The organism is Stutzerimonas marianensis (assembly GCF_022810315.1).
GTDB classification, from domain to species: domain Bacteria; phylum Pseudomonadota; class Gammaproteobacteria; order Pseudomonadales; family Pseudomonadaceae; genus Stutzerimonas; species Stutzerimonas marianensis.
The window spans coordinates 47,587-67,696 of record NZ_JALGRD010000013.1 but is presented as its reverse complement, the minus strand read 5'-3'; the positions used below and the strand labels follow the sequence as shown (position 1 = coordinate 67,696).

The 20,110-nt window shown below is 64.9% G+C and carries 19 protein-coding genes; 15 read left to right on the top strand and 4 right to left on the bottom strand.

Annotated features, from left to right (window positions below):
• Positions 1-61: 61 nt before the first annotated feature.
• From MST27_RS20310 to madM, 4 genes are all read left to right on the top strand, one after another.
• On the top strand, positions 62-694 hold the full coding sequence (locus tag MST27_RS20310) for a malonate decarboxylase holo-ACP synthase (protein WP_243607742.1): 633 nt from the start codon (positions 62-64) through the stop codon (positions 692-694).
• Positions 691-1,617 (top strand): malonate decarboxylase subunit epsilon, encoded by a 927-nt coding sequence (gene mdcH / locus MST27_RS20305; protein WP_243607741.1) that lies wholly within the window; start codon positions 691-693, stop codon positions 1,615-1,617. Before MST27_RS20310 ends, mdcH begins: the two co-directional genes overlap by 4 nt.
• A 112-nt stretch (positions 1,618-1,729) precedes the next feature.
• Complete coding sequence (madL, locus tag MST27_RS20300; protein WP_243607740.1) at positions 1,730-2,125, top strand: malonate transporter subunit MadL; 396 nt, start codon at positions 1,730-1,732, stop codon at positions 2,123-2,125.
• 4 nt (positions 2,126-2,129) lie between these two features.
• Positions 2,130-2,894, top strand: a complete 765-nt coding sequence (gene madM / locus MST27_RS20295) for a malonate transporter subunit MadM (RefSeq protein ID WP_208217039.1) — start codon at positions 2,130-2,132, stop codon at positions 2,892-2,894.
• A gap of 454 nt (positions 2,895-3,348) precedes the next feature.
• Here the strand turns inward: madM and MST27_RS20290 are convergent, their stop codons facing one another.
• Positions 3,349-4,269 (bottom strand): LysR family transcriptional regulator, encoded by a 921-nt coding sequence (locus tag MST27_RS20290; protein WP_243607739.1) that lies wholly within the window; start codon positions 4,267-4,269, stop codon positions 3,349-3,351.
• Positions 4,270-4,578: 309 nt separating this feature from the next.
• Between MST27_RS20290 and MST27_RS20285 the strand changes: the two genes are divergently transcribed.
• Positions 4,579-4,770, top strand: a complete 192-nt coding sequence (locus tag MST27_RS20285; RefSeq protein WP_243607738.1) for a hypothetical protein — start codon at positions 4,579-4,581, stop codon at positions 4,768-4,770.
• Between the two features lie 519 nt (positions 4,771-5,289).
• Here the strand turns inward: MST27_RS20285 and trpA are convergent.
• Together trpA and trpB are read right to left on the bottom strand one after the other, a co-directional pair.
• Positions 5,290-6,099, bottom strand: coding sequence for a tryptophan synthase subunit alpha (gene trpA / locus MST27_RS20275; protein ID WP_243607737.1), 810 nt, complete (start codon positions 6,097-6,099; stop codon positions 5,290-5,292).
• A complete protein-coding gene (gene trpB, locus MST27_RS20270) occupies positions 6,096-7,307 on the bottom strand; it encodes a tryptophan synthase subunit beta (RefSeq protein ID WP_243607736.1) in 1,212 nt (403 codons plus the stop codon). Before trpB ends, trpA begins: the two co-directional genes overlap by 4 nt.
• Positions 7,308-7,427: 120 nt before the next feature.
• Between trpB and MST27_RS20265 the strand changes: the two genes are divergently transcribed.
• The 8 genes from MST27_RS20265 to MST27_RS20230 all read left to right on the top strand — a co-directional run bounded on the left by MST27_RS20265 (position 7,428) and on the right by MST27_RS20230 (position 16,165).
• The gene (locus MST27_RS20265) at positions 7,428-8,318 is read left to right on the top strand and encodes a LysR family transcriptional regulator (protein ID WP_243607735.1); all 891 of its coding nucleotides are present in this window, start codon (positions 7,428-7,430) and stop codon (positions 8,316-8,318) included.
• A gap of 150 nt (positions 8,319-8,468) precedes the next feature.
• Entirely contained in the window at positions 8,469-9,857 is a 1,389-nt protein-coding gene (locus MST27_RS20260) for a S8 family peptidase (RefSeq protein WP_275973337.1), read from the top strand.
• Positions 9,858-9,972: 115 nt separating this feature from the next.
• Positions 9,973-10,419 carry an Lrp/AsnC family transcriptional regulator gene (locus tag MST27_RS20255; RefSeq protein ID WP_243607733.1) on the top strand — a complete coding sequence of 149 codons (447 nt, stop codon included), beginning with the start codon at positions 9,973-9,975 and terminating at the stop codon, positions 10,417-10,419.
• Positions 10,420-10,774: 355 nt separating this feature from the next.
• On the top strand, positions 10,775-11,872 hold the full coding sequence (locus MST27_RS20250) for a TRAP transporter substrate-binding protein (protein ID WP_243607732.1): 1,098 nt from the start codon (positions 10,775-10,777) through the stop codon (positions 11,870-11,872).
• A 3-nt stretch (positions 11,873-11,875) separates the two neighbouring features.
• On the top strand, positions 11,876-12,397 hold the full coding sequence (locus MST27_RS20245) for a TRAP transporter small permease subunit (protein WP_243607731.1): 522 nt from the start codon (positions 11,876-11,878) through the stop codon (positions 12,395-12,397).
• Entirely contained in the window at positions 12,394-13,719 is a 1,326-nt protein-coding gene (locus MST27_RS20240) for a TRAP transporter large permease (protein WP_243607730.1), read from the top strand. Before MST27_RS20245 ends, MST27_RS20240 begins: the two co-directional genes overlap by 4 nt.
• A 4-nt stretch (positions 13,720-13,723) precedes the next feature.
• The gene (locus MST27_RS20235; protein WP_243607729.1) at positions 13,724-14,572 is read left to right on the top strand and encodes a sulfite exporter TauE/SafE family protein; all 849 of its coding nucleotides are present in this window, start codon (positions 13,724-13,726) and stop codon (positions 14,570-14,572) included.
• A gap of 9 nt (positions 14,573-14,581) precedes the next feature.
• Positions 14,582-16,165, top strand: a complete 1,584-nt coding sequence (locus MST27_RS20230) for a gamma-glutamyltransferase family protein (RefSeq protein ID WP_243607728.1) — start codon at positions 14,582-14,584, stop codon at positions 16,163-16,165.
• A gap of 34 nt (positions 16,166-16,199) precedes the next feature.
• Here MST27_RS20230 and galE read toward each other — a convergent pair whose 3' ends face one another.
• Positions 16,200-17,264: a UDP-glucose 4-epimerase GalE gene (galE, locus tag MST27_RS20225; protein ID WP_243607727.1), complete on the bottom strand. Its 1,065-nt coding sequence runs from the start codon at positions 17,262-17,264 to the stop codon at positions 16,200-16,202.
• Between the two features lie 422 nt (positions 17,265-17,686).
• Between galE and MST27_RS20220 the strand changes: the two genes are divergently transcribed.
• Positions 17,687-18,871, top strand: a complete 1,185-nt coding sequence (locus MST27_RS20220) for a glycosyltransferase family 1 protein (protein ID WP_243607726.1) — start codon at positions 17,687-17,689, stop codon at positions 18,869-18,871.
• Positions 18,859-20,100 carry a UDP-galactopyranose mutase gene (gene glf / locus MST27_RS20215; protein WP_243607725.1) on the top strand — a complete coding sequence of 414 codons (1,242 nt, stop codon included), beginning with the start codon at positions 18,859-18,861 and terminating at the stop codon, positions 20,098-20,100. Before MST27_RS20220 ends, glf begins: the two co-directional genes overlap by 13 nt.
• The last annotated feature ends 10 nt before the right edge of the window (positions 20,101-20,110 follow it).

Genomic DNA, 20,110 nt, shown 5'->3' with positions numbered 1-20,110 from the left:
GAGCGGCCGTATCGCCGAACCCGTCAGCGACTCGACAACAACAATCACGAGGAGGCTGTAGATGCACGACACACCGCGTCCCCACGACCTGCTCTGGGGCATGACCCCGGCGCAGCTGCCGGCCGACGCGCCGGATTGGGCGCGTCGGGTGCTCGCTGCCGGCCAGCCGGTGGTGGTGCGTCGGGCGCGGGTGGCGCTCGGCGAGGTCGCGGTGGGAGTGCGTGGTGCCAGCCGGGAGCAGCGCTACGCCACCTCGATGGCGCTCGGCCGCATGCTGCGTTGCGTCAGCCCTGAACAGCTGGTGCAGCGGCTGCCAACCGCCGGGCTTCCGGCCCTGCATGCGCTGGAGCTGGTCAAGCCGATGCTCGACGCCCTGGGCTACGGCTGGGGCGTGACCGGCTCGGTGGGCTACCAGCTCGCCACGGGGCTGCCGACGGTGACCACCGACAGTGACCTGGACCTGCTGTTGCGTGTGCCTGAGCCGCTGTCACGCGACGCGGCCGTCGAACTGCTGGCGCTGTTCGACGGCGCACCCAGCCGCATCGACATGCAGCTCGAAACTCCCAACGGCGCCATCGCCCTGCGTGAGTGGGCCGGCCAGACGGCTCGCGTGCTGCTCAAGTGCGCCACGGGTGCACGCCTGGTGGCCGACCCTTGGCGGCTGGCATCGGACGGCACGGAGCGGGTCGCATGAGCAGCCTGTTCGCCTTTCCCGGCCAGGGCGCGCAGAAGCCCGGCATGCTGCAGCGCCTGCCCGAGGCGTCGGAAGTCGCCGCAACCCTGGCCGAGGCCAGTGCTGTGCTCGGCGAGGATGCGCGGCTGCTCGATTCGGCCGAGGCGCTGCGATCGACCCGCGCGGTGCAGCTCTGCCTGCTGATCGCCGGGGTCGCCGGGGCGCGGCTGCTGATGCGCGATGGCCAGCGGCCGGACTACGTGGCCGGGCTGTCCATCGGTGCCTATGCCGCGGCGGTTGTCGCCGAGTCGCTAGCGTTCGCCGACGCCCTGCGCCTGGTCGCCCTGCGCGGCGAGCTGATGCAGCAGGCCTACCCCGAGGGCTACGGCATGACCGCCATCCTCGGCCTGTCGCTGGGCACGGTCGAGACGTTGCTGGCCGAAGCCGAGGGCCCGGTTCACCTGGGCAACATCAACGCCGACAACCAGATCGTCATCGCCGGCAGCGATGCCGCCATGGCCACGGTCGCCGCGCGGGCCAAGGCGCTGGGCGCTTCCAGTGCGCGACGCCTGGCGATGAGCGTGCCGTCGCATTGCGCGCTGCTCGAGCAGCCGGCACAGCGACTGGCGGATGCCTTCGCCAAGGTCGAGGTGCGCGCACCGCAGATTCGCTACCTCAGCGGCTCCTCGGCGCGCCCGTTGTTCGACGCCGAGCGCCTGCGCGACGACCTGACCTTCAACATGTGCCGCGTCGTCGACTGGCACGGCACCCTGCGCACCGCCTACGAGCGCGGCGTGCGGCTGCACATCGAACTGCCGCCAGGCCAGGTGCTGACCGGGCTGGCGCGGCGGGTTTTTGAACAGGGTACGCTGGCCGCCTTCGACGGCGCCCGGCTGGACACACTGGACGCCTTGCTGCGTCAGGAGGGCAGCCAGAGCCGATAGACCGCGAGCAGCACCCGGGCGAGCCTTCGCCCAGATCGATGGATAACAACAACGACCTCGACAACACGCGCCAAGCCCTCTGCAGGCGGCGCAACCAAAAAGGACAAGAACAATGATCATCTTTGGTGTGGCCTTCCTGGCCTTGTGTACCCTCACCGGCATCTTCGTCGGCGAGTTGCTCGGCAAGCTCCTCGGCGTTCCGGCCAACGTCGGCGGCGTGGGTATCGCCATGGTGCTGCTGATCCTGCTCGGCAGCTATTTGAAGAAGCGCGGCCTGTTCAACATGGAAACCGAGCAGGGCGTGAAATTCTGGAGCGCCGTCTACATCCCCATCGTGGTCGCCATGGCCGCCCAGCAGAACGTCTACGGCGCCCTTTCCGGCGGCCCGATGGCGATCCTTGCCGGTATCGCCGCAGTGGTCGTGGCGTTCGCCCTGGTACCGGTGCTCGATCGGATCGGCCGCAAGCCTGAAACCGATGTCACCAAACCGCTGACCACCGAGGGCTGAAGCCATGTACGAATCTCTGATGAAAGTGATCACCGGCTACGGTCTGATCAGCGGCTTCGCCATCATCGGCGCGACCATGTGGTTCTCCTACTGGCTGTCCGACAAGCTCACCAAGGGCCGTCTGCATGGCTCGGCGGTGGCCATCCTCATCGGCCTCTTGCTGTCGTACATCGGCGGCGTGGTCACCGGCGGGCAGAAGGGCCTGGTCGACATCGCCATGTTCTCCGGCATCGGCCTGCTCGGTGGCGCCATGCTGCGCGACTTCGCCATCGTCGCCACCGGCTTCGGCGTCAGCGTCGAGGAGCTCAAGCGGGCCGGGTTGGTGGGTGTGCTGGCGCTGTTCGTCGGCGTGTTCTCCTCATTTATCGCCGGTGTGGCGGTGGCCATGGCCTTCGGCTACACCGATGCGGTCAGCCTGACCACCATCGGCACGGGCGCGGTGACCTACATCGTCGGTCCGATCACCGGCGCGGCGATCGGCGCCAGCTCCGACGTCATGGCGCTGTCCATTGCCGCGGGCCTGGTCAAGGCGATTCTGGTAATGGTCGCGACGCCCTTCGTGGCGCCGATGATCGGCCTGAACAACCCGCGTTCGGCGGTGATCTTCGGCGGCCTGATCGGCACCTCCAGCGGCGTCGCCGGCGGCCTGGCAGCCACCGATCCGAAGCTGGTGCCCTACGGTTGCCTGACCGCGGCGTTCTATACCGCGCTGGGCTGTCTGCTCGGCCCGTCGCTGCTGTACTTCATCATGCGCGGCCTGCTGGGCTGATCGTCCCAATGCGCAAGGGCGCGCCCGGCGCGACGGAGGGGGTCGCACTGGGTGAGCCGCGCCCGGTTTGTGGGACGAATGCATTTGCCCAGGCGGTGCGGCGAGGTCTGATGGGCGAACAAGTTCGCCCCTACAGGTTGCTTTAGCGCGGCTTGTAGGGGCGAATTCATTCGCCCAGGTGGCGCGGCGAGGCTTATGGGCGAACAAGTTCGCCCCTACAGGTTGCTTTAGCGCGGCTTGTAGGGGCGAATTCATTCGCCCAGGTGGCGCGGCGAGGCTTATGGGCGAACAAGTTCGCCCCTACAGGTTGCTTTAGCGCGGCTTGTAGGGGCGAATTCATTCGCCCAGGTGGCGCGGCGAGGCTTATGGGCGAACAAGTTCGCCCCTACAGGTTGCTTTAGCGCGGCTTGTAGGGGCGAATTCATTCGCCCGGACAACCTCACCGATCGCACGATCAGCTCGGGTGCTTGAGGCTGTACATCCGGCATTCGGCCAGGAAGGCGAGCAGGTTGGGATCGCGCTCCTTGGCCTTGAGGAACACCACGCCGATATGCTGCTGCAGGTGGTAGCGCGCCTGCAGCGGCACCAGCCTGACCCGCGATTCGTACACCATCCCCACGCGACCAGGCAGCAGTGCATACCCCACGCCTGAGTTGACCATGCTCAGCAAGGTGAAGATGTCGTTCACCTGCATCGCCACCTTCGGTTCGAACCCCGCCTGCTGGAACACCCGGTTGCCGTCCTGATGCGTGGCGAAACCCTGCGTGAGGGTGATGAAGGTGGCGTCGCGCAGCTCGCTCAGGTCCACCTCGGTTTGTTGGGCGAAGGGCGAGTCCGCCGGTGCCGCGAGAAAGATGTCATCGGCAAACAGCGGTAGCTGCGCGCAGTCCGGGTCGTGGCTGACGCTTTCGTTGAGCGACACCAGGATGGCGTCCAGCTCCATGTTCTTGAGCTTGTAGAACAGGTCGACGTTCGAACCCAGGATCAGGTCGATATTGAGCTCGCTGCGGCGCAGCTTCAGTCCCATGATCAACTGCGGCACCGTCTTGACGGTCAGCGAGTAGAGCGCCCCGAGCTTGAAGCGCTCGGCCGAGAAGCCCGCGGCTTCGCGCGTCTGCCGTACGGTCTCCAGCACGTCCTGGATCAGCCGTTGCGCGCGCTCCTCAAGCACATAGGCACTTTCCAGCGGAATCAGGTTGCGCCCTTCGTGCTTGAACAGGGGGCAGCGCAGCGCGTTTTCCAATGAATGGATGGCGCGGTGAACGCTGACGTTGCTCGTGTTCAGCTCCGTGGCCGCCTTGCCAAGATTGCCGCTGCGCATGAAGGCCAGAAAGACCTCCAGCTTTTTCAGGGTGAGTTCTTCATCGATCTGCATCTGCGTTCGCCTGCCCTCTCTCGCGGCCGCTGCCGTTCGCCGATTGTGCGCGATCGCCGTCGGTTCTGCTTGGCGAATGGCGGACGTCTCGGCCGCATGCATGCAGATTGCAACGTAACCCGATGGTGACAATGCAATGTGCAAGGCGCAGGTCGGCTTAATTCTCTCGTAAGTCATTGATATATAAGCGTAAAGAAAACGAAGCCGGCTGGCATGGTCGATGCTCCGGTTGTGCCTGCTTAGCCTGAAACAACTAAAAATGATTCGACGTATCGCTGGAACGCGCTCCGGCTTCGAGAGGTCTGCAAGATGGACAACAAGCTGAACGGGACCCAGATCTGGGCTGACGGATATTCCTTCATGGAAGTCAGCGAGACATTCATTACCGCCTTGGGATTGCACAAGGGCGAAGCGGCAACGCCCAAACCCGAGGCGGAGCTTCACGACGTGGCGACCGAGCCGAATTTCGTTGCGCACGGCGAGCCCGCCGGCAGCTGGTGATCCCAGCTTTGCGCGCCCACTGTCTGGTCGGCGCGCCGCGCACCAACGGCGGCCCGGTGCATTGATCTAGCCGCAAGCGCGCCCTCGGTGCGGCGCGCGCCGTTGCACTCAATCCTCGATAAAAAGCTCTCCCGGGTTCGGTCAGGAACCATGCGCTTCTGCGCTGTCGCCAATCAGGTAGCCCAGGCCGGGCACCAGGGGAGGGAAGCGACGGTCGGCGGCGAGCTCGGTGCTGTTCGCCGTCCAGGCACAGCAGAATGCGGCCCTTGATGCACCTGTCATCGGCCAGGTCGCCAGATGTGTACGTGACCATGCGCAGGCGGACCGGTCTCGCCTCTGTTTCGGTTGGCTCCATCTCAACGCATCGGTGGTGCCGAAAGGAACGTCACTGCCGGTCATGAGAGCCTTTGGCGGGCTGGCTCGACGTCATGCGCGAGCGGCAAAGCCCGGTTATTTCGAGAACACAAAAAAGCTGCTGGCCGGCGTGACCGGGCAGCAGCTCGCTGTGCTGACGTGTTTTTACTGCCGTGCGGCGCGCACGCCGGCGCTCAGCTTGTTGCACAGGCCGAGCACGCCGTCGACGGCCTCGGCGCCGGACTTGGCCGCCGCGATCTGGTCGATCAGTGCCGAGCCCACCACGACCCCATCGGCCAGGCGTGCAACGGAAGCGGCCTGCTCGGGCGTACGGATGCCAAAACCGATGGCGACGGGCAGGTCGGTGTGGCGCTTGAGGCGCGCCACGGCTTCCTCGACATGCTCGAGCGTCGCCGAACCGGCACCGGTCACGCCGGCCACCGAGACGTAATAGACGAAGCCGGAGCTGCCGTTCAGTACCACGGGCAGGCGCTTGTCGTCGGTGGTCGGAGTGGTCAGGCGGATGAAGTCGATGCCCGCGGCCTGGGCCGGGTCGCAGAGGTCTTCGTTGTGCTCCGGCGGCAGGTCGACCACGATCAGGCCGTCGACGCCGGCTTCCACCGCCTCGGCGATAAAGCGCTCCACGCCCATCTTGTGGATGGGGTTGAAGTAGCCCATCAGCACGATCGGGGTGGTCTGGTCGTCCTGGCGGAATTCACGAACCATCTGCAGCGTCTTGGCCAGGTCCTGCTTGGCGGCCAGGGCGCGGATGTTGGCCAGCTGGATCGCCGGGCCGTCGGCCATCGGGTCGGTGAAGGGCATGCCCAGTTCGATGATGTCGGCACCCGCGGCCGGCAGGCCCTTGAGGATCTGCAGCGAGGTGGCGTAGTCCGGATCGCCAGCGGTGATGAAGGTCACCAGCGCGGCGCGGTTCTGTTGTTTCAGCTCGTCGAAGCGCGTCTGCAGGCGGCTCATATGTGTTCTTCCTGTTCGTCGTAGTGGTGCATGACGGTCTGCATGTCCTTGTCGCCGCGGCCGGAGAGGTTGACCACCATCAGGTGATCCTTCGGCAGGCCAGGCGCGCGCTTGAAGACTTCAGCCAGCGCGTGGGAGGACTCCAGCGCCGGGATGATGCCTTCCAGGCGGCAGCAGGTGTGGAAAGCCTTGAGCGCTTCCTTGTCGGTGATCGAGGTGTACTCGACGCGGCCGATGTCGTGCAGCCAGGCGTGTTCCGGGCCGATGCCGGGGTAGTCCAGGCCGGCGGAGATCGAGTGGGCATCGATGATCTGGCCGTCCTCGTTCTGCAAGAGGAAGGTGCGGTTGCCGTGCAGGACGCCGGGTACGCCGCCGTTGAGGCTCGCCGCGTGCTGGCCGGTCTCGATGCCGTGACCGGCCGCCTCGACGCCGATGATCTTCACGCTCTGGTCATCGAGGAAGGGGTGGAACAGGCCCATGGCATTGGAGCCGCCGCCGATGCAGGCGACCAGCGAGTCGGGCAGGCGGCCTTCCTGGGCCTGGAGCTGGTCGCGGGTTTCCTTGCCGATCACGGCCTGGAAGTCGCGGACCATGGCCGGGTAGGGGTGCGGCCCGGCAACGGTGCCGATCAGGTAGAAGGTGTTGTGGACGTTGGTCACCCAGTCGCGCAGGGCTTCGTTCATCGCGTCCTTCAGGGTGCCGGTGCCGGCGGTGACCGGAATCACCTCGGCGCCGAGCAGCTTCATGCGGAAGACGTTGGCCTGCTGACGATCGATGTCGGTGGTGCCCATGTAGATCACGCATTGCATGCCGAAGCGCGCGGCCACGGTGGCGGTGGCCACGCCGTGCATGCCGGCGCCGGTCTCGGCGATGATGCGCTGCTTGCCCATGCGCTTGGCCAGCAGGATCTGGCCGATGCAGTTGTTGATCTTGTGCGCGCCGGTGTGGTTGAGCTCTTCGCGCTTGAGGTAGATCTTCGCGCCGCCGCAGTGCTCAGTCAGGCGCTCGGCGAAGTACAGCGGCGAGGGGCGGCCGACGTAGTCGCGCTGAAAGTAAGCGAGCTCCTTGGCGAATTCGGGATCGGCCTTGGCTTTCTCGTATTCGGCGGCCAGCTCGTGGATCAGTGGCATCAGGGTTTCGGCGACGTACTGGCCGCCGAAGTGGCCGAACAGGCCCTTGGCGTCAGGGCCGTTGCGGAATGAGGTCATGGGTCATCTCCTCCAGGAAATCGGTGATCCGCCGCGCGGATGCGATGGGGTGGAAAGTAAACGAGTCTGCCCCGGATAAAAAGCGATAAGATCGCCGCAACCTGTCAGGAAATCTCACCGATGACCCACACCTTACCGCCCCTCAATGCGCTGCGGGCCTTCGAAGCGGCAGCACGCCTGCAGAGCGTAAGCCAGGCCGCAGCGGAGCTAAGCGTGACGCACGGCGCTGTCAGTCGGCAGATACGCCTGCTTGAAGACGACCTTGGGCTGGCCCTGTTCGTCAAGGAGGGGCGCGGCGTAAAACTCACCGATGCCGGCCTGCGCCTGCGCGATGCAGCGGGCGAGGCCTTCGAGCGGCTGCGTGAGGTCTGTGCCGAGTTACGCCAGCAGACCGCCGATGCGCCCTTCGTGCTCGGCTGCCCGGGCAGCCTGCTGGCGCGCTGGTTCATCCCGCGTCTGGACAGGCTCAACCGCGACCTGCCCGAACTGCGCCTGCAGTTATCGGCCAGCGAAGGCGAGCTGGACCCGCGCCGGCCAGGCCTCGATGCCACGCTCTGGTATGCCGAGCCGCCCTGGCCGGCGGACATGCAGGTGTTCGAGCTGGCGACCGAGTGCATCGGCCCGGTGCTCAGCCCGCACCACCCGCGTGCCGAGGCGATGCGTCGGGCCCCGGCGGCGGCGCTGCTCGAAGAAAGCCTCCTGCACACCGCGTCGCGCCCGCAGGCTTGGCCAGCCTGGGCCCGCGCAAATGGCATCGAGCCTGGCCGGTTGCAGATGGGGCAGGGCTTCGAGCATCTCTATTACCTGCTGGAGGCGGCGCTGGCCGGCCTGGGCGTGGCCATCGCCCCCCAGCAGCTGGTTGCCGACGACTTGCGCCAGGGCCGGCTGCTGGCGCCCTGGGGGTTCGTCGAGGCCCGCGCGCGGCTCGCGCTCTGGGTGCCGGCGCGACGCCTGGACCGACGCGCCGAGCGATTGGCCGACTGGTTGCGGCACGAACTGGCGGAGAGTTAGGCCACCAGGGCGTAATCGGACCGACCAACGGTATCGCCATTCATCTGGCGCCACTAAAGCGACACCATAGGCGCCGATACAGTTCGAACAGTCGTGACAGCCGCTCGCCGCTTAGCTGGTGGCTATCTGTAGTCGTTCGGGAGAACTGAGATGGTCATCAAGAAACGTGTCGGGCTCTGCCTGTTTGCCCTGCTTGCGACTGGCGCCGAGCAGGTGGCGGCGAAGCCCAATCCAGCGGTAGAGGCCTCGCTCAAGGCAGGCAGGCCCTTCGTTCAAGGTGAGCTGCTGGTGCAGTTCAAAGCCGGTGCTTCCGAGTCCGCGAAGGCGGCTGCCTTGAGCAGGCGAGGGGCCAAGTCCGCCCAGAAACTGCTGGATCGGGCCGCGCGCGGCGACACGAAAGGGGATCTGGTGCGGGCCGCTCTAGGCAAGGGCAAGAGGGTGAATGCCACGCTCATCGCGCAACTGGCCGCTGACCCGGCGGTCGAGTACGTCGAGCCCAACTGGATCTACAAACCGCAGCTGGCCAACCCGAGGGACTCCGGCCTCAACCTGCTGTGGGGGATGCAAGGCGCGTCCACATCGCCTACCGCACCGTACGGCAGCGGCGCGCTGGCCGCCTGGAACGCCGGCAAGGCCTGCTCGAACAAGATCCACGTCGGCATCATCGACGAGGGCGTCATGGTGAGCCACGGTGACCTGCGGGCCAACGTATGGGTCAACCCGGGCGAGGGCTCCCGTGCTGACCGCAAGGACAACGACCGCAACGGGTTCATCGATGACATCAATGGCTGGGACTTTGCGGCCCACAACGCCAGCGTCTACGACGGCCCGGCCGATGACCACGGCACCCATGTTGCCGGCACCGTGGCTGCCGTGGCGAACAATGGCGTGGGTGTATTTGGCGTATGCCCCAGCGCGAGGCTCATCACCGCCAAGTTTCTCGGCGTCAATGGCGGCACCACGGCAAGCGCAGTGAAGGCGATCAACTACCTGACGCAGCTGAAGCGGGCAAAGAAGATCAACCTGGTCGCAACCAACAATTCATGGGGTGGCGGCGGGTATTCCCAGGCGCTTCATGACGCGATAAAGGCCGCCGGCAACGCCAACATCCTCTTCGTCGCTGCGGCCGGCAACAGCGCCACCAACATCGACAAGGTCCCCAGCTACCCGGCGAGCTACAAGCTGCCCAACGTCATTTCGGTGGCTGCGATCGACAAGAATGGGCGCCGTGCGAGTTTCTCGAATTATGGCGTCACCAGCGTCCACATCGCGGCACCTGGCGTGGGGATCCTGTCCACCGTGCCGACGAAGTCGAACGGCTCCGGCTACGCCTACATGAGCGGTACCTCGATGGCCGCGCCGCACGTGGCGGGTGCCGCGGCGCTCTACGCGTCGCTCAACCCCTGCGCATCAGCTGCCCAGATCCGAGATGCGCTGTTGCGTCTTGCCGTGCGCGACCCGCAGCTGACGGGAGCGGTGCAGCTCAATCGCCGGCTGGACGTATCGAAAATTCGCCGCGAGCTGGCCTGTTCATCCTGAGTCCCTCTCAGGCCATTGCACCGCACTGGCCGAGGGGACGAGCGAGGAGACGCTGGAAGCCTTGTTTGGCACGCAACACGCATCTCGTGTAGCCCATGCCATGGAGGCTTCGACCATGAACAAGCTGGATAACGCACTGCTTAACATCCTGATCAAGGATTCCCGTACGTCCTTTGCCGACATTGCCCGTCAGTTGAACATCTCCCGCGCGCATGCCCGTACGCGGGTGCAGGCGCTTGTCGACAGCGGGGTGATCGAGAAATTTACCGCTGTGGTCAATCCGGAAAAGCTCGGCAAGGGCATATCCACCTTCATCGACCTGACCGTGGCGCCAGTAGCCATCGAGTCCGTGGCCGAGCGCCTGGCATCGACCGTAGAAGTGGTCAGCCTGTACATCATGAGCGATCTGCGGAGCCTGCATATTCACACGCTGACCGACAGTTACGAGACCTTCGACGCGTTCGTCCGCGAACACATCTTCAATCATCCCGACATTATTGCGGTGGACTGCAAGGCACTGCTGACGCGGGTCAAGCATCGCCGGGGCGGCGCACGACTGTAAGGTCGCTGGCGCTTTGTAACGGGGCGCGCCGCTTCGTCATGGGGCGCATCTGACATTCGTCACCGACAGGGGCACGGGGGCTACCGTTCGGTTTCAGATGGCTTGGCCGAGCTTACAAATGTATCGATTTCGCCGGTAACGCTGTCGTTTCGTCCGGGCCAATCCAATCGATATGCTTGTTTTTTGTGCAGGCGCCAGGTTGGCGGCTTGTTCCGATTGCGGAATAACGTCCGATTAATCAATGGCTTAGAGCAAATATTCACTGGCACGGCTGTTGCTCAGGCCTTTTGCGCGACTTTACATCCGATCGGCAATCCGCCGATTGGATTCCGGACTGTGCAAAAGGAGATCTGCCATGAGCCTTGACCGTCGTAAGTTCCTCAGTGCCGGAGCCATTGCTGCAGGTGCCAGCCTGGCGATGGGTGCCCCCGCCATCGCGACCGCCGCCAGCGACAAGACCTTCAATTGGAAGATGACGAACGCCTATCCGCCGGGCTCGCCTTTCTACGTCCAGGGGCCGGGCAGCCCGACGGACTTCTGCAAGCGGGTCGAGGCCATGTCGAATGGCCGTCTGAAAATCCAGCACTTCGCCGCTGGGGAATTGATCCCGGCTTTGGAAGGCTTCGACGCTGTCTCCAGTGGCCTGGTCGAGATGAACGCCGCGAACGCTTATTTCTGGGCTGGCAAGATTCCTGCCGCTCAGTATTTCACTACCGTGCCCTTCGGCATGAATACGCAGGGTATGAACGCCTGGCTGTACAACGGCGGTGCACTAAAGCTGTGGGAGGAGCTTTACGAGCCCCATGGCCTGGTGCCGATGCCGATGGGCAATACCGGCACCCAGATGACCGGCTGGTTCCGCGAGCCGCTGGATGGGATCAAGAGCCTTGACGGCTTGAAGATGCGCATCCCAGGCCTGGCCGGCAAGGTTTATAGCGAACTGGGCGTAGCCGTGCGACTGCTGCCCGGCGGCGAGATATTCCCGGCGCTGGAGCGCGGAGTGATCGATGCCGCCGAGTTCGTCGGGCCCTACCAGGACCGACGCATGGGGCTGCACAAGGCGGCCAAGAACTACTACACCACGGGCTGGCACGAGCCGACAAACGTCACTGAGCTGATCATCAACAAGAAGGCCTGGGACAGCCTGCCGGCCGACCTTCAGGCAATCGTGCGGCTCTGTGCGCAGGCTTGCAATGCCGAGAGCCTGGCCTGGTCGGACGCGGTCAATGCCGAGGCGCTGGAAGATCTGGTGAAGAACGAAGGCGTCAATGCGCAGCCGTTGCCGGATGACATCATCGCGCGGCTGCGCGAGGTCACCGCGGACACCCTGGCGAGCATGGCCGCCGCCGACGCGCCGACGCGCAAGGTGCATGACCATTTCATGGCGTTCCGCGAGAAGTACCGATACTGGTCGGGGATTGGCGAGAAGGGTTTCATGAACCTGGAGAGCTGATCGATGTGGGCCGTGATCAACCGCCTTGAACAGCTGATCGAGACCCTCGGCAGTCTGGCTCGCGCATGCCTGTTGCTGCTGGTGCTGCTGGTGTCGGCCAACGTGCTGATCCGCTATGGCTTCGATATAAGCCCGGTGGCCTTGCAGGAGCTGGAATGGTTCCTGATCTCGCCGATCGCCATGCTGGGCATTTCGTACGTCCTCAAGCACCGGGCCGACGTACGCGTGGATTTTATCTACGAGCGCTTCCAGGCGCGTACCCGCGCCGCCGTGGATCTGTTCAGCGCGTTGGCCACCTGCCTCATCGGGGCTTTCCTGGCCTGGGCCTGTTGGCACTACATGATGCAGTCCTACCGGATCGGTGAAGGCTCGCCTGATCCGGGCGGGTTGCCCCATCGTTACCTGATCAAGGCTTTTCTGCCGCTGGGTTTCGCGCTTTTCGGACTGCAAGGCATCGCCGATAGCCTGCGTGCGCTGCGTGCACTGGTTATGACTTCGCCGAACCCTGTGGAGACGCAATCTTGAGCCTCAATGAATGGCTGGCAATCATTATGGTTCTGGCCTTCTTCTTCATGATGATGGTCGGCGTACCGGTCGCCATTTCCCTGGCGATCTCGGGCTTCGCCGCAGGCCTGATCGGCTTCGGTCCGATGCTGTTCAGCCTGTTGCCTGCACGGATGTTCGGCGTGGTCAGCAACTACACGCTGCTGGCGATCCCGTTGTTTACCTTCATGGGCGTGATGCTCGAGAAATCGAGAGTCGCCGAAGACATGCTGGAAACCGTGGGCCAGGCCATGGGCGGCCTGAACGGCGGGATGGGGCTGGCCATCGTGCTGGTTGGCGTGCTGCTCGGCGCTTCCACCGGTATCGTCGGCGCCACGGTGGTGACCATCGGCCTGCTTACGCTGCCGGTGCTGCTGCGCCGGGGCTACAAGCCCAGCGTGGCCTGCGGCACCATCTGCGCGTCCGGCACCCTGGGGCAGATCATTCCGCCCAGTCTGGTATTGATCCTGCTGGCCGACATTCTCGGTGAATCGGTGGGCTCGATATTTGCCGCCGCGTTCTTGCCCAGCCTGATGCTGGCGGGCGTCTACGTCGTCTACCTGCTGCTGCTTGGTCGCTTGCGCCCGGACTGGGTGCCGGCGATTCCTGCCCAGGAGCGCGCCCTGCTCAGCCGTCGGCAACTATGGAAGAACATCGCCCGATCGGTATTGCCACCGCTGCTACTAGTGGTCTGCGTGCTGGGTTCGATCATTGGCGGGCTGGCCGCCCCCACCGAGGCGGCATCCATCGGTGCGCTGGGCGCGCTGGTGATTGCGGCCTGCGCCCGCCGCCTGAACCGCGACACGCTGAAGCAGACCCTGCACGGGACGCTGAGCATCAGCGCCATGATCTTCCTCATCCTGCTCTGCTCGCAGCCGTTTTCCCTGGCGTTTCGCGGCCTGGGGGGCGAGGCACTGGTGCATGACCTGTTCAGTCTGCTGCCAGGTGGCGAGCTGGGCGCCATTCTGTTCCTCATGGCGTTGCTGTTCGTGCTTGGTTTCTTCCTGGAGTGGATCGAGATCTCCTATATCGCCCTGCCAATGTTCCTGCCGGTATTCATGGGCTATGGCACGGACATGGTCTGGCTGGCGATTCTGGTTGCGATGAACCTGCAGATGTCCTTCCTCACGCCACCCTTTGGCTGGGCGCTGTTCTTCCTGAAAGGGGTCGCGCCACCGGGCGTCAGCACCCGGGACATCTATGTCGGCGCCTTGCCCTTCGTCGGGTTGCAGATGCTCGCCGTCGCCCTGGTGTTCTTCTTCCCAACGCTCGCCACCTGGCTGCCCAAGGCCATCGGCTGGTAACAGGATGAACATGATCATGGATTTCTTCGCGGCCTATAGCCCCCTGTGGCTGGCCGGCCTGGTCGGCGCTCTGCTGCTGACCGGTGCGGTAGCCGGGGTGCTCGCCGGCCTGCTTGGCGTCGGGGGCGGTATCGTCATCGTGCCGGTGCTGTATCACCTGTTCTCCCTGCTCGGCGTTGACCCCGAGGTGCGCATGCATGTCGCGGTCGGCACCTCGCTGGCGGCCATCGTGCCAACCTCCATCATTTCGGCCCGGGCTCACTACCGACGTGGCGGCCTCAAGCCGGAGCTGCTCAAGCCATTGATCCCGGGGACGCTGATCGGCGTGCTGATCGGTGCGCTGCTCAGCGGCTACCTGAGCGGAGAAATGCTGGCCGCGCTGTTCGCGCTGATCGCGTTGCTGGTGGCGCTGAACATGGCGTTGGATCACAGCGTGAGCCTGCGCGACGGATTGCCCGGAACGTTCGGGACCGGAGTCCTGGGTCTGTTCATCGGCAGCCTGTCGACCCTGATGGGTATTGGTGGCGGCACCTTGAGCGTGCCGATTCTCAACGCCTGCCGCACACCCATGCACGTCGCCGTCGGCACGGGTGCGGCGCTCGGCGTGGTGATCAGTCTGCCGGGTGCTCTGGCCTATCTGATCAACGGCTTGGGCTCGGCAGACTTGCCACCGGCCACCCTGGGCTACGTCAATCTGCTCGGCCTGGCCTTGATCGTTCCCGTGACGATGCTGACTGCGCCCTGGGGCGCCCGCATCGCCCATGCCGTCAATGCACGTCTGCTACGGCGTCTGTTTGCTCTTTTTCTAGCGCTGACAGCGGCTCGCATGCTGCTTGGTGCCTTTGCCATCTGAGGATCGACCATGCTGAAAAGCACCCACGCCACCCGCGGAATCTTCGTTGCCCCCCACCACCTGGCCGCCCAGGCCGGACGCGACGTCCTCAAGGCCGGCGGAAATGCCGTCGAAGCCATGGTCGCCGCAGCGGCCAGCATCGCCGTTGTCTACCCTCACATGAATGCGATCGGCGGTGACGGCTTCTGGCTGATCCACGAGCCGGGCAAGGCACCCGTCGCCATCGACGCTTGCGGCAGCAGCGCAGCGCTGGCCAGCCGCGAGTTCTATGCCGGCTTCGAGCAGATTCCCAGTCGCGGCCCAAAGGCCGCTTTAACCGTTGCCGGTACGGTTGGCGGCTGGGCCAAGGCGCTGGAGGTCGCTGCCGGCTGGGGTGCGGCAATGCCTTTGCGCGACCTGCTCGGCGAAGCCATCGGCCAGGCCCGTAACGGCATCGTGGTCAGCCGCAGCCAGGCACACCTGACGCGGACCAAGTTCGACGAACTCAACGGCGTGCCCGGCTTCGCCGACGTCTATCTGGTCGACGGCCAGGCGCCGACCGAGGGCAGCCTGATGAAGCAGAGCGCCCTGGCCGGCACTCTGCAGCGCCTGGCCGACGCTGGCCTGGACGACTTTTATCGCGGCGAGCTGGCCGCAAGCATGGCGGGCGAACTGGAGCAGCTGGGCAGCCCGCTGCGGCTGGACGATCTACAGGCCTACCAGGCGCAGGAAGTCACCCCGCTGCAGGTGCGCCTGGGCGATGCCACCCTGTACAACATGCCGCCGCCGACGCAGGGGCTGGCCTCGTTGCTGATCCTCGGCATATTCGAGCGACTGAAAGTTAGCGAGGCCGAAGGTTTCGATCATATCCACGGCCTGGTCGAGTCGACCAAGCAGGCGTTCATGATTCGCGACCGGGTGGTTACCGACCCGCGCCGGTTGCCGGCCGATCCGCAGCGTTTCCTGACAGCCGAGCAGCTGGATGCGCTCGCCAGCGCTGTCGATACCGACACCGCACTGCCGTGGCCGCGCCCCGCTGCGCCGGGCGATACCATCTGGATGGGTTGCATCGACGGCGAAGGGCGAGCGGTAAGCTTCATTCAGAGCGTGTACTGGGAGTTCGGCTCCGGTGTGGTGCTGCCATCGACCGGGGTCGCTTGGCAAAATCGCGGCATCAGCTTTTCGCTCGACGCCAACGCGCTGCAAGCGCTGGAGCCGGGCCGCAAACCCTTCCATACGCTGAATCCGGCACTGGCGCTGTTCGATGATGGGCGGGTGCTGAGTTACGGCACCATGGGTGGTGAAGGGCAGCCACAAACACAGGCTGCCGTGTTCAGCCGTTACCGGCTGGGCAGTGATCTACAGGCCGCGATCACAGCGCCACGTTGGCTGCTCGGTCGCACCTGGGGCGATGTGAGCACCAGTCTCAAACTGGAGAGCCGCTTTGCGCCGGAACTGGTGACCCGGTTGCAAGCGGCCGGGCATGTTGTCGAGGTGCTCGACGAGCCCTTCAGCGACACCATGGGACATGCCGGTGCGTTGTTGCGGCACCCCGACGGCGTGCTGGAAGGGGCCGCCGACCCGCGCAGCGACGGCAGCGTCTGCGGCCTCTAGCCGCATTCGCGCGCCGGCTGACGATCGGCTGGCCTCAGCTGGCCAGCGCGGTTGCGGCGTTGGCGGTCTGGCTGGCTGCGACCTTGTCGGCGGCGTAGCCCTTGGGGTTGCGGCTCTGCCAGCGCCAGGCATCGGCCAGCATGGTCAGCAGGTCCTTTTCCGCTGCCCAGCCGAGCTCCTCGCGCGCCTTGGTCGGGTCGGACCAGCACTGCGCGATGTCGCCGGGACGGCGCGCCTTGTACACATGCGGCAAGGGCCGGCCGATCACCTCCTCGAAGGCGGTGATCATCTGGCGCACCGAGTAACCGCGCCCGGTGCCCAGGTTCCATACCGAAACGCCCCGAACCTGTTCCAGGCGCTCTAGTGCCTTGAGATGCCCCTTGGCGAGATCGACGACGTGGATGTAGTCGCGCACACCGGTGCCGTCCGGCGTCGGGTAGTCGGCGCCGTAGACGCTGAGCTGTTTGCGTCGGCCGACGGCAACCTGAAGCATGTAGGGCAGCAGGTTGTTGGGGATGCCGTTGGGATCTTCGCCGATCAGGCCGGATTCGTGCGCACCGATGGGGTTGAAGTAACGCAGCAGGCCGATCGACCAGCGCGGGTCGGACTCGGCCAGGCCCTTGAGCACGTTTTCGGCCATCAGCTTGGATTGGCCGTAGGGGTTGGTCGGGATGCCGGTCGGGCTGTCTTCGGTGATCGGCATGCGTGGCGATTCGCCATAGACCGTTGCCGAGGAGCTGAACACCAGCCGGAAAATGCCCGCCTCGGCCATCGCCTGGCACAGCGCAATGCTGCCGCTGACGTTGGTCTCGTAGTAGCGCAGCGGCTCGCGCACGCTTTCGCCGACCGCCTTGAGGCCGGCGAAGTGCAGCACGGCGGTGATCGGATATGACGCGAACAGCGCGTTGAGCAGCGAACGGTTGCGCACGTCACCCTTGACGAACTGAACCTTGCGGCCCGCCAGGGATTCGACCCGCTCCAGCGCCATCGGTGAGCTGTTGCAAAGGTTGTCGAGCACCAGCACCTCGTGACCTGCCAAGAGCAGCTCCAGTACTGCGTGGGACCCGATGTAGCCAGCGCCTCCCGTTACCAGAATCATGTGTGTACCTCGCAAGAACAATTTTTTCGACGCGCAAGGAGACTGCGGCTGGCCGTTAAAGCGCGGTCGCTAGCTCAAATCTCCAGGGTTTCGGTCGGCGAGCCGGAGGGTGTCTCGAGCGCAACGCGCGCAAGACACATGGCACCGAGGCCGGGTATTTCAGGCGTCCTGCGATAGGGACGGATGAATATGTGACCAAGTTCCGCGCCGCTATCGGTTACCCGATGACCGACCTGTTCGCAGGGCAAAAGGGAACCCGCCTTCAACTTTGCCGTCCATAGCCGGCGGATGACGCTTGCGTAACGGCAATTTTTCTGCTTGTTGCAGGTGCCAAAAATTCATGACGCCACGCGCAGGAGCGCGGGTTTTGCGATGCGGCGGAAGGGATTCTGGGTACGACTTCGCCACTCGATGAGGTTTTCATGAGCTGGGCCGGTCCCTACCAATATGAAATTGGAAAATCCCCCGACAAGCCGGAGACGCCGCCCGAGGTGATCTTCGACGAGCAGATTCCGACCCTGCTATGCCTGTCCCACCTGCGCTGGAGCTTCGTCTACCAGCGCCCACAGCACCTGATGTCGCGCTTTGCCCGCGACTTCAACGTGCTCTTCTTCGAAGAACCCATCCCTACCGAGGATGCGCAGCCCTGGCTGGAAGTACGCCCCGAGGAGAACGGCGTGCAGGTTCTGGTGCCGCGCCTGCCCCAGGACTGCGAAGGCGAGACGGCGCTGCGCGTGCAGCGCGATCTGCTCGACGGCTACCTGAAGAAACTGGGCGTCGGCGAGCTGATGCTCTGGTTCTACACCCCGATGGCGCTCGGATATGCCGGCCACCTCGAGCCCAGCCTGACGGTCTATGACTGCATGGACGAGCTCTCCGCCTTCCGCGGCGCACCGCCGGAGCTTGTCGAGCGTGAGCGCGAGCTGCTCAAGCGCGCCGACCTGGTGTTCACCGGTGGTTACAGCATCTGGGAAGCCAAACGCGAGCTGCACGACAATGCCTACCCCTTCCCGAGCAGCGTGGATGTCGCGCACTTCGCCGAAGCGCGGCGGACGCAGGCCGACCCTGACGACCAGGCCGAGATCCCACATCCTCGGCTGGGCTTCTACGGGGTGATCGACGAGCGCTTCGACATCGCGCTGGTCGCCGAGGTGGCGAAGCAGCGCCCCGACTGGCAGTTCGTGCTGGTCGGCCCGGTGGTCAAGATCGATCCGGCCGACCTGCCGCGCCGCGACAACATCCACTACCTCGGCGGCAAGACGTACGACGAGCTGCCGCGTTACCTGTCCGGCTGGGACGTGGCGATCATGCCCTTCGCGATGAACGAATCGACGCGCTTCATCAGCCCGACCAAGACACCCGAATACCTGGCCGGAGGTTGCCCGGTGGTCTCCACGCCGATCAAGGACGTGGTGCGCACCTATGGCGACACCGAAATCGTCCACATCGCCGAAACGCCCGAGGCGTTCATCCAGGCGGTGGACAAGGCGCTGGCGGATGCCGAAGACCGCGACCGCCTGCTGAAGACTGCCGACGACATCCTCGGCGACATGTCCTGGGACCACACCTGGGCCCTGATGAAGGAGAAGATGCAATGCGCGAAGTGAGCCTGCGAGACAGCAACCCCGAGCATGCAGGCGGTGGCGCCAGCGAGGGCTCGTCCGGCCGCCGGCGCGGCTTCGACTACCTGATCGTCGGCGCCGGCTTCGCCGGCAGCGTGCTCGCCGAGCGCCTTGCCGCGGGGCTGAACAAGCGCGTGCTGGTGGTCGACCGGCGCCCGCACATTGCCGGCAACGCCTACGACTACCACGACGAATCCGGCGTATTGATCCACCGCTACGGCCCGCACATCTTCCATACCAACGCCCAGCGCATCGTCGACTACCTCTCGCGCTTCACCGAGTGGCGGCCCTACGAGCACCGCGTGCTGGCCCAAGTGGACGGCCAACAGGTGCCGATCCCGATCAACATGACCACGCTGAACAAGCTCTACGGTCTGAACATGACCACCGAACAGGAGACGGCGGATTTTCTTGCCAGCCGCGCCGAGCCGGTGGAGAACATCCAGACCAGCGAGGACGTGGTGATCAACGGCATCGGCCGCGAGCTGTACCAGAAGTTCTTCCGTGGTTACACCCGCAAGCAGTGGGGGCTGGACCCGTCGCAGCTGGACAAGTCGGTGGCCTCGCGCATCCCCACGCGCACCAACACCGACGACCGCTACTTCACCGACACCTTCCAGCAGATGCCCAAGCATGGCTACACGAAGATGTTCGAGAAGATGCTGGCGCACCCCAACATCAAGGTCATGCTCAACACCGACTACCGCGAGATCCGCGACGAGGTGCAGCATGATCATTTGATCTTCTGTGGACCGATCGACGAGTACTTCGATTACCGCTTCGGCAAGCTGCCGTACCGCTCGCTGAAGTTCGAGCACAAGCAGCTCGAGCAGGAGCAGTTCCAGGCGGTCGGCACGGTCAACTACCCGAGCGAAGACGTGCCCTACACGCGCATCAGCGAGTACAAGCACCTCACCGGGCAGGTCCACCCGAAGACCAGCATCACCTACGAATACCCCTCGGCCGAGGGCGATCCCTACTACCCGATCCCGCGGCCGGAGAACGCCGAGCTGTACAAGCGCTACCAGCAGCTTGCCGACCAGACGCCCGGTGTGACCTTCGTCGGTCGCCTCGGCACCTACAAGTACTACAACATGGACCAGGTGGTGGGGCAGGCGTTGGCGTTGTACAAGCGCATCGAGGAAGCCGAGCAGGGCCCGGATGCCGGCGAGAGCGCAGAGCATGCGCGCAGCCTGGCCGACCAGGCCCCGTGACGGAGTGACC